Consider the following 7,130-nt stretch of genomic DNA (forward strand, 5'->3'; position numbering starts at 1 on the left):
GCTACCTGCAATACGGCGCCGTCCAGTCGCAGAACCGCCAGTCCGGCAACTTCGACACCACCCGCATCAACCAGTCGCTGAACGCGGTGACCGGGCCGAACGGCCAGCCGGTCTGCGCCGCCGGCGCCGATCCGGGCTGCGTGCCGATCAACATCTTCTCCTCGCAGCTGATCTCGCCGGCCGCGATCAACTTCCTGTCGATCAACAGCTTCAACTTCACCAACACCACCGAGCGCGTCGTCAGCCTGGCCTTCACCGGCAAGCTGGCCGACTACGGCCTGAAGAGCCCCTGGGCTTCGGAAGGCGTGGGCGTGGCGTTCGGCGCCGAGTATCGCCGCGAGCACCTCGACACCGTCGCCGACTTCCTGGCCAACAACGGCCTGGTGAACGGCAACGGCGGCGCCAACCCGCCAGTGAACGGCGGCTTCGACGTCTACGAACTGTTCGGCGAAGCTCGTATCCCGCTGATCAGCGACATGCCCTTCGCCAAGGACCTGTCCCTGGAACTCGGCTACCGCTTCTCGGACTACTCCTCGATCGGCAACACCAACACCTACAAGGTGTCGGGCGACTGGGAAGTGATCGACGGGCTGCGCTTCCGGGCCGGCTACAACCGCGCGGTCCGCGCCCCGAACGTCATCGAGCTGTTCGCGCCGCAGAACGTCGTTCTCGACGGCAACCAGGATCCCTGCGCGGGCCTCGCGGCCAACCAGGCGGCCAATGCGGCCAAGATCGCCAACTGCGCCACCATCTTCCACTTGACCACCGCGCAGGTCCTGGCGATCGAGGCCAACCCGGCCAACCAGTACAACGGTCAGACGGGCGGTAACCCGAACCTGAAGCCGGAAATCAGCGACACCTACACCGCCGGTGTGGTGTGGCAGCCGAAGTTCATCCCCGGCCTGAACCTGTCGGCCGACTACTTCGACATCAGGATCGAACAGTTCATCGGCGGCTACGGCGCCAACCTGATCCTGACCCAGTGCGTCAACACGGCGAACCCGACCTTCTGTAACCTGGTCCACCGCGACGCCAACGGTTCGCTGTGGCTCTCGAACCAGGGCTTCGTGCAGGACACCACCCTGAACACCGGCTCGCTGAAGACCACGGGCGTCGACTTCAACGCCTCCTACCGCACGGACCTGTCGAACCTCGGTCTGGGCGATAACGGCTCGATCTCGGCCTCGGTGGTCGGCACGTGGCTGGACAGCCTGATCACCCAGCCGCTGCCGGGCGGCGCCAGCTACGACTGTAAGGGCCTCTACGGCCTGGTCTGCGGCACGCCGGCTCCGGAATGGCGTCACACCGCCTCGCTGAGTTGGAACACGCCGTACAGCTACGGCGACTGGTTCAAGTCCCTCAGCCTGCGGGCCAAGTGGCGCTACTTCGCCAAGGTGACCCTGGACGCCTACCAGTCGAACCCGCAGCTCAACGCGGTCGGCAACCAGTTCGCGAATGAGCGGACCCTGGCCTCGCAGAACTACATCGATCTGGAAGCCAGCTTCACGGTCCACAACAACCTGAACCTGCGGCTCGGCGTGAACAACGTGTTCGACAAGGACCCGCCGCTGACCGGCTCGAACTGCGCCGCCACCTTCTGTAACGGCAACACCTTCCCGCAAGTCTATGATGCGCTCGGTCGCTTCATGTTCGTGGGTCTGACCGCCGACTTCTAAGTCGACGATCACGGTCAAAGAGATCGGGCGGCGGAGCAATCCGCCGCCCTTTTTCTTTAGGCGCCGTACGTCAGACGCCTCGCCCTCTTCGCTTCGCGGGGGAGAGGCTGCGCCGGTGAATGTCGATTGGCCCTAAGGCAGGGCGGCGTCCGCGCCGCCGGGGCCGTAGCTGTCCACCGCCTGTAGGACCGAGGAGACGAAGTCGCGCTCGGCGGCGGAGAGCTCCGGACGCCAGACGTCGAAGATCATCACCACGCGCAGATGGTCGGGGTTCCTGTTCCAGGCCTCGTGCTCGATGCTGTCGTTGAAGACGCAGGCGTGACCCTCGGTCCAGGCGCGGGTCTGCGACCCCACCCGCATGGCGCAGCCGTCCGGCACGATCAGCGGCAGGTGGCAGATGTAGCGCGCGTTCATGAAGCCGTGATGCGGGGCGATGTGCATGCCCGGCCGCAACAGGGAAAACAGGATCGAAGGCGTGCGCCCCGGAATGCGGCAGAGCGGCGCCTCGGCCAGGGCGGCCATGGTCCTGGGACAGCGCGCCGCGTTTTCAGCCAGCGGCGCCCCGGCCTTCCACAGGTAGAAGGCGCTCCAGTCGGGATTTCCGATCAGGCCGTTGTCGTTGAAGCTGGGCCGGTTGGGCTCGGCCTCGACGTAGGGCGAGAAGGAGCCATCGTCCTCCAGCACCTTGAGGAGTTCGGCGCGGATGTCGCCGGCAGCCGCCTCGACCCGGTCGAGCCAGGGGAAGGCCTCGCGGTCGGCGTATTCGATATTGGGCAGCTCCGGGAAATAGAAGTTCCGCGGCTGCTGCAGATAGATCTCGGACTTGCCCAGCAGCAGGTCGAGCGCGCGGCGCATGCGACGGCCCTGCGGGACGTCGAGCGGGTGCGAGGCCAGGGATTGGCGCAGGGCTTTTTCGTAGGAGGCTGAGAACTCCGCGGACACGGCGCGCGCGCGGCGGGCCTCCGCCTGCCAGGCGGGGTGGCCGCCCGCCAGCTTGGCGAAGGCGATGTAGTAGGAATCGGCCGCACGGGCGTCGCCAGCCTCGGCATAGTTGTCCGCCATCATGATCAGGGCGCGCAGTTCGCGCGGCTCGAGCTGGAGCGCCGCCTCCAGCGCCGCCCGTTCGCCGCTCCCGTCCCCGCCGCCCTTGCGCGCCAGTGCGATGGCGATCCAGACCGCCGCCGTCGCCTGACCGGCGTCGACGATCTGCTGGAAGAAACTTTCCGCCTCGGTCCCACGGTTCTCGCGAAGCGCCTGCGCGCCCGATTGCCAGGCGGCCTGGACGTCCACGGTCGCGGTGGGGTTCGAAGGCTCGGGCATGGGCGATTGATGCCAAGCCCGCCGCCCAGCGGCAAGCCGCGATATGCCCGCCGCCCGGCTCGGCCCGGACCGCGTTCGTCGCAACCGGCTTCCGCTTTCCGCGGGCCGGGGGCAAGCTCGCGCCAAAGGGAGTCGGAATGTCAGGGCAAGGATGGTCCCGGCGCGGCCTCGCCGCCGCGCTCGCGCCCGCGTTGCTGGGCGCCTGCGCCACGCCCGCGGCGCGCAAGCTGATCTCGATCAACCTCACCGACACGGGGCCGGTGACGCCGCCGGCCCCGCCCGACGGGACCGCCCAGCTCGAGACCGCCTTCGACAAGGCCAAGCGGATGACGGTGCCGGTGCTGCTGAACGGTCGGGGCCCCTACGGTTTCGTGGTCGACACCGGCGCCAACCGCACTGTGGTTTCGACCGAGGCCGCGGCGGCCTGCAACCTGCCGGGCGCGGGACAGGCCGAGGTGCACGGCATCGCCGGCGCCGAACCGGCCAAGCTGGTGGAGGTGCGCAGGCTGTCGGTCGGCTCCGTGTCGTCCCAGGACCTGACCCTGCCGGTGCTGTCGCGCGAGCGGCTGGGGGCCGACGGCCTCTTAGGCGTCGACATCCTGCATGGTCGGCGCATGTCGCTGCAATTCGCCGAGAACCGCTTCGAGATCTCCGCTTCCGGCACGGGCGTCGAGGTCGGCGAGGGGCGCAATTCGCGCATCCCGGCCTACAACGCCCCGATCCCGGTGAGCGCGGCCTACCGCAACGGCCAGCTGGTGATCCTCGACGCCCAGGTGGGCGAAGTGCGGGTCTCCGCCTTCATCGACTCTGGGGCGCAGGTGACCGTGGGCAACCGCGTCCTGCGCGACGCTGTGGTGCACACCCATCCGGAGTTCGGGGTGCGGCTGGCGCCCGTGCCGCTGATCAGCGCCACCGGCCAGACGGCGATGGGCGAGTTCGCGCCGCTGCCGGTGCTGCGCCTGGGCGGGATGCAGATCTATGAGGTGCTGGGCGTCTTCGCCGACCTGCACATCTTCGACCTGTGGAAGCTCAACGACCGGCCGGCGATCCTCATCGGCATCGACGTGCTGCGTCACTTCCACGAGGTGGCGCTGGATTTCGGCCGCAAGGTGGTGGTGTTCACCCCGGCGCTCCCTGGGGAGCGGGCGCCGAAGACCGCCTTCTACTAGCGCCTAGTGGACCCGTGTCGGCGCCAGCACCATGGCGCCCTGGCTGCGCAGGCGGGCTTGGGACACCTCGTCGATGATCCCCTGGGCGCGGGGATCGCCGAACACCCAGGCCGCCGCCGCCAGCGTGCGGGCCGAGGTCGCCGAGACGCCCAGCATCTTCTGCACCGCCTCGATCGGCGAGTTGGAGGGCGACATGCGCTTCAGCCGGGCCTCGCCGGAGATGCCGGCCAGGGCCTTGGCCTTGTCCACGGCGTCGTAGAAACCGCCGATCTGGTCGACGAGGCCGAGCTCCTTGGCCTGGACGCCGGTCCAGACGTGACCCTTGGCGATCTCGCGGACGCGGTCGGGGGAGAGCTTGCGGCCGGTCGCCACCCGCTGGACGAAGTTGTCGTAGATGCGGTCCATCCACTTGGAGAAGGCGGCGCGCTCGGTCGGCGTGAACTCGCGGCCCATGCCGAAAGCGCCGGCATAGGACGAGCCGACGCCGAGTTGGCGCACGTCGACGCCGAACTTGGCCAGCGCCGGGCCGATCGCGAACTTGCCGCCGAACACCCCGATGGAGCCGGTGAGCGTCGAGGGCTCGGCGACGATGGCCGAGGCCTCCGACGAGACCCAGTAGCCCCCCGAAGCCCCGTAGGTCCCCATGGAGACCACCACCGGCTTGCCGGCGGCCTTGGCGGCGCGGATCGCGGCCAGGATCTCTTCGGAGGCGGTGTCGGAGCCGCCCGGCGAGTTCAGCCGCAGGACGATGGCCTTCACGTCCTTGGCCTTGATGGCGTCGTAGAAGGCCTGGCTCAGGTCGTCGGCGTAGATGCTGGAGCCGCCGGCGAAGGGATTGCCGCCCTGGTCCTTGCCGTCGACGATGTCGCCTTCGGCCTCGATGACGGCGACGGCCGGCCCCGTCCCGTGATCGCGCGGCAGGCGGCTGTGGGCATAGTCCTCGAAATCGACCATCTGGGCGCCGTCGCCGGCCCGCTTGATCAGCGCCTGCTGCGCCTCATGCACCTGGCCGACATGGTCGATCAGATGCAGGCCGACGGCGTCCTCGGCCAGGTAGGGGCCGGCCTCCAGCGTGGTTTTCAGCACCGCCGGATCGAGCTTGCGGTCGCCGGCGGCGGCGGCGATGTCGGTCGAATAGATCGAGCTCAGCCAGGAGAGCTCCGCGGCGCGGTGGGCCGGCGTATAGTCGTCATAGAGGTAGCCGTTGACGGCGTTCTTGTACTCATAGCGCTGCTCGTAGTCGGGCTTGACGTCGTACTTGTCGAACAGCCGCTTGAAGAACAGATCCTCGTTGGCGAGGCCCGTGACCTGGAACGAGGCGCCCGGCTGCATCCAGAGCTCGTCGGCGGCGGCGCCGATCATGTAGCTGGCCGTGACGAACCCCGACGGATAGAGCCCCTGGCTGTGGGCGATGATCGGCTTTCCCGACGTGCGGAAGTGCTTAAGGCCCAGGCGCAGTTCGTCGGCCAGGCCGGGCTCGATGCCGCCCTCCGGCAGACGCACGAGGACGGCCTTGATGCGGTCGTCGGTCTCCGCGCGGCGCAAGCCTTCCAGGATCGACATGGCCGAGTGCCCGCGGCGGGCGAAGCTGGCCAGCGTGCTCTGCGCCGACTGGTCGGTGAGCGGGTCGCGCAGGTCGAGCTCCAGGACCGCCTTCGCCGGCGTCGGCGAGGGGCCAGCGGCGGCGGCGGCCATGGAGATCAGCACGAAGGGCACGCCGATCATGAAGATCAGCAAGCCCGCGAAGACCCCGGCGGCGGTGATCAGGAACTGCTTCATCTTGGATTCGCACGCGCCCTAGGAAGACTTCGACTGTGTAAGTCCTGGGCTCGCGTCTCGCACACTAATTCGGCGGCGGGAAGACGTGCTTTCGGGCGTGCGCCGAGGCGTCAGCGCCGATCATCCCGCCAGGTTGCTCGGCGGACCCGAACCGGCCGCGGCCTGGGCGGCGATCGCGGCGGCCTCGGTGCGGTTGCGGGCGCCGGAGAGCTTGAGGATCGCCTGGACGTGCTGCTTGACCGTGGCGACCGAGATCATCAGCTCGCGCGCGATCACCTTGTTGCTCTTGCCGGCCTTCAGCGCTTGGAAGACGTCGCGCTGACGCAGGGAAAGACGGGCGTGCAGATCATGGCCGTTCGGGCTGGGCCCTCGCGGATCGACGTGAGGCAGATGGGGGAAGTAGTCGCCGCCGGCCAGGACCAGGCTAATCGCTGCGCCGACCAATTCCGGCCGGTAGGTGGCCGGCACATAGCCATGGACGCCGGACGCCCGCGCCTGCCGGAAGGCGGAGCCGGCAACGCGCTCGCCAAAAACCACCACCCTGGCCGGCGCGGCCTCGCGCACCAGATCGCCCAGGTCATGCAGCGCGGCCGGGTGTCGGCTCAGGAGGTTGGTGACAATCAGATCGACCGGCTGACGGCGCACGGCCTCTCTGGCGTCCGCGATGGACTCCAGCACCAAAATCTCCGCGTCCGGAAACGTCCGGCGGAGCAGGCCTTCCAGAGCGTCCCGGATTAAGGGATGCTCGTCGACGAGAAGCAGTCGCATTCTATGGCGCGTCCAGCGATCGATCGATGGACCCGCCGCGAGGTCTCCGGTCCGTCGGGGTCGCATCGCGAAATGCGCGCCGTCGGCGGGACTCGAACGGGTCGGTTGTGGCCAATCAGGTTCGGCCATGGCGCCCACGGCGCGATTCCGTATGCGCCGCGGCTTCGGGACGAGACCTCGGCGATCCGGTTCGCGATGTGGGAGAGAGGCGGCCTGCGGGGCCAGCCTCTCCGCCAGCCCATATGGGAACCGGCATACACCCCAGCCAGTGCATTCTCAGCACCTGCCAATTCACGGCCTGAATAGCGGGTTTCCTCCCAAGTCTGCCATGTCGGCCAATGGGCGCTAGCCAACTGGCTATAGCCAGATGGACCATCCTGATCCAAGCTCATACCTAAGACGTAGTCCGATGGATAAA

5 protein-coding genes are annotated in these 7,130 nt (G+C 68.2%); 2 read left to right on the forward strand and 3 right to left on the reverse strand.

Annotation, left to right across the window (positions count from 1 at the left end; translation table 11 throughout):
* Positions 1–1,676: TonB-dependent receptor domain-containing protein (locus VHS75_RS17740; RefSeq protein WP_329639944.1), on the forward strand; the 1,676-nt coding region annotated here is incomplete at its 5' end.
* Positions 1,677–1,808: 132 nt separating this feature from the next.
* On the opposite strand, the gene VHS75_RS17745 is transcribed toward VHS75_RS17740, so the two are convergent.
* Positions 1,809–2,996, reverse strand: coding sequence for an aspartyl/asparaginyl beta-hydroxylase domain-containing protein (locus tag VHS75_RS17745; RefSeq protein ID WP_329639945.1), 1,188 nt, complete (start codon positions 2,994–2,996; stop codon positions 1,809–1,811).
* A gap of 137 nt (positions 2,997–3,133) precedes the next feature.
* Between VHS75_RS17745 and VHS75_RS17750 the strand changes: the two genes are divergently transcribed.
* On the forward strand, positions 3,134–4,165 hold the full coding sequence (locus tag VHS75_RS17750) for a retropepsin-like aspartic protease (protein WP_329639946.1): 1,032 nt from the start codon (positions 3,134–3,136) through the stop codon (positions 4,163–4,165).
* 3 nt (positions 4,166–4,168) lie between these two features.
* Here the strand turns inward: VHS75_RS17750 and sppA are convergent, their stop codons facing one another.
* Positions 4,169–5,944 (reverse strand): signal peptide peptidase SppA, encoded by a 1,776-nt coding sequence (gene sppA, locus VHS75_RS17755; protein ID WP_329639947.1) that lies wholly within the window; start codon positions 5,942–5,944, stop codon positions 4,169–4,171.
* Between the two features lie 120 nt (positions 5,945–6,064).
* Positions 6,065–6,712 carry a response regulator transcription factor gene (locus tag VHS75_RS17760; protein ID WP_329639948.1) on the reverse strand — a complete coding sequence of 216 codons (648 nt, stop codon included), beginning with the start codon at positions 6,710–6,712 and terminating at the stop codon, positions 6,065–6,067.
* Positions 6,713–7,130 lie beyond the last annotated feature (418 nt).

The organism is Phenylobacterium sp., from assembly GCF_036264965.1.
Lineage (GTDB): Bacteria > Pseudomonadota > Alphaproteobacteria > Caulobacterales > Caulobacteraceae > Phenylobacterium.

Bases quoted from the DNA above. Each gene is read 5' to 3' on its own strand.
- VHS75_RS17760 (WP_329639948.1), bottom strand. From the start codon at position 6,712: ATGCGACTGCTTCTCGTCGACGAGCATCCCTTAATCCGGGACGCTCTG.
- VHS75_RS17745 (WP_329639945.1), bottom strand. From the start codon at position 2,996: ATGCCCGAGCCTTCGAACCCCACCGCGACCGTGGACGTCCAGGCCGCC.
- VHS75_RS17750 (WP_329639946.1), top strand. From the start codon at position 3,134: ATGTCAGGGCAAGGATGGTCCCGGCGCGGCCTCGCCGCCGCGCTCGCG.
- sppA (WP_329639947.1), bottom strand. From the start codon at position 5,944: ATGAAGCAGTTCCTGATCACCGCCGCCGGGGTCTTCGCGGGCTTGCTG.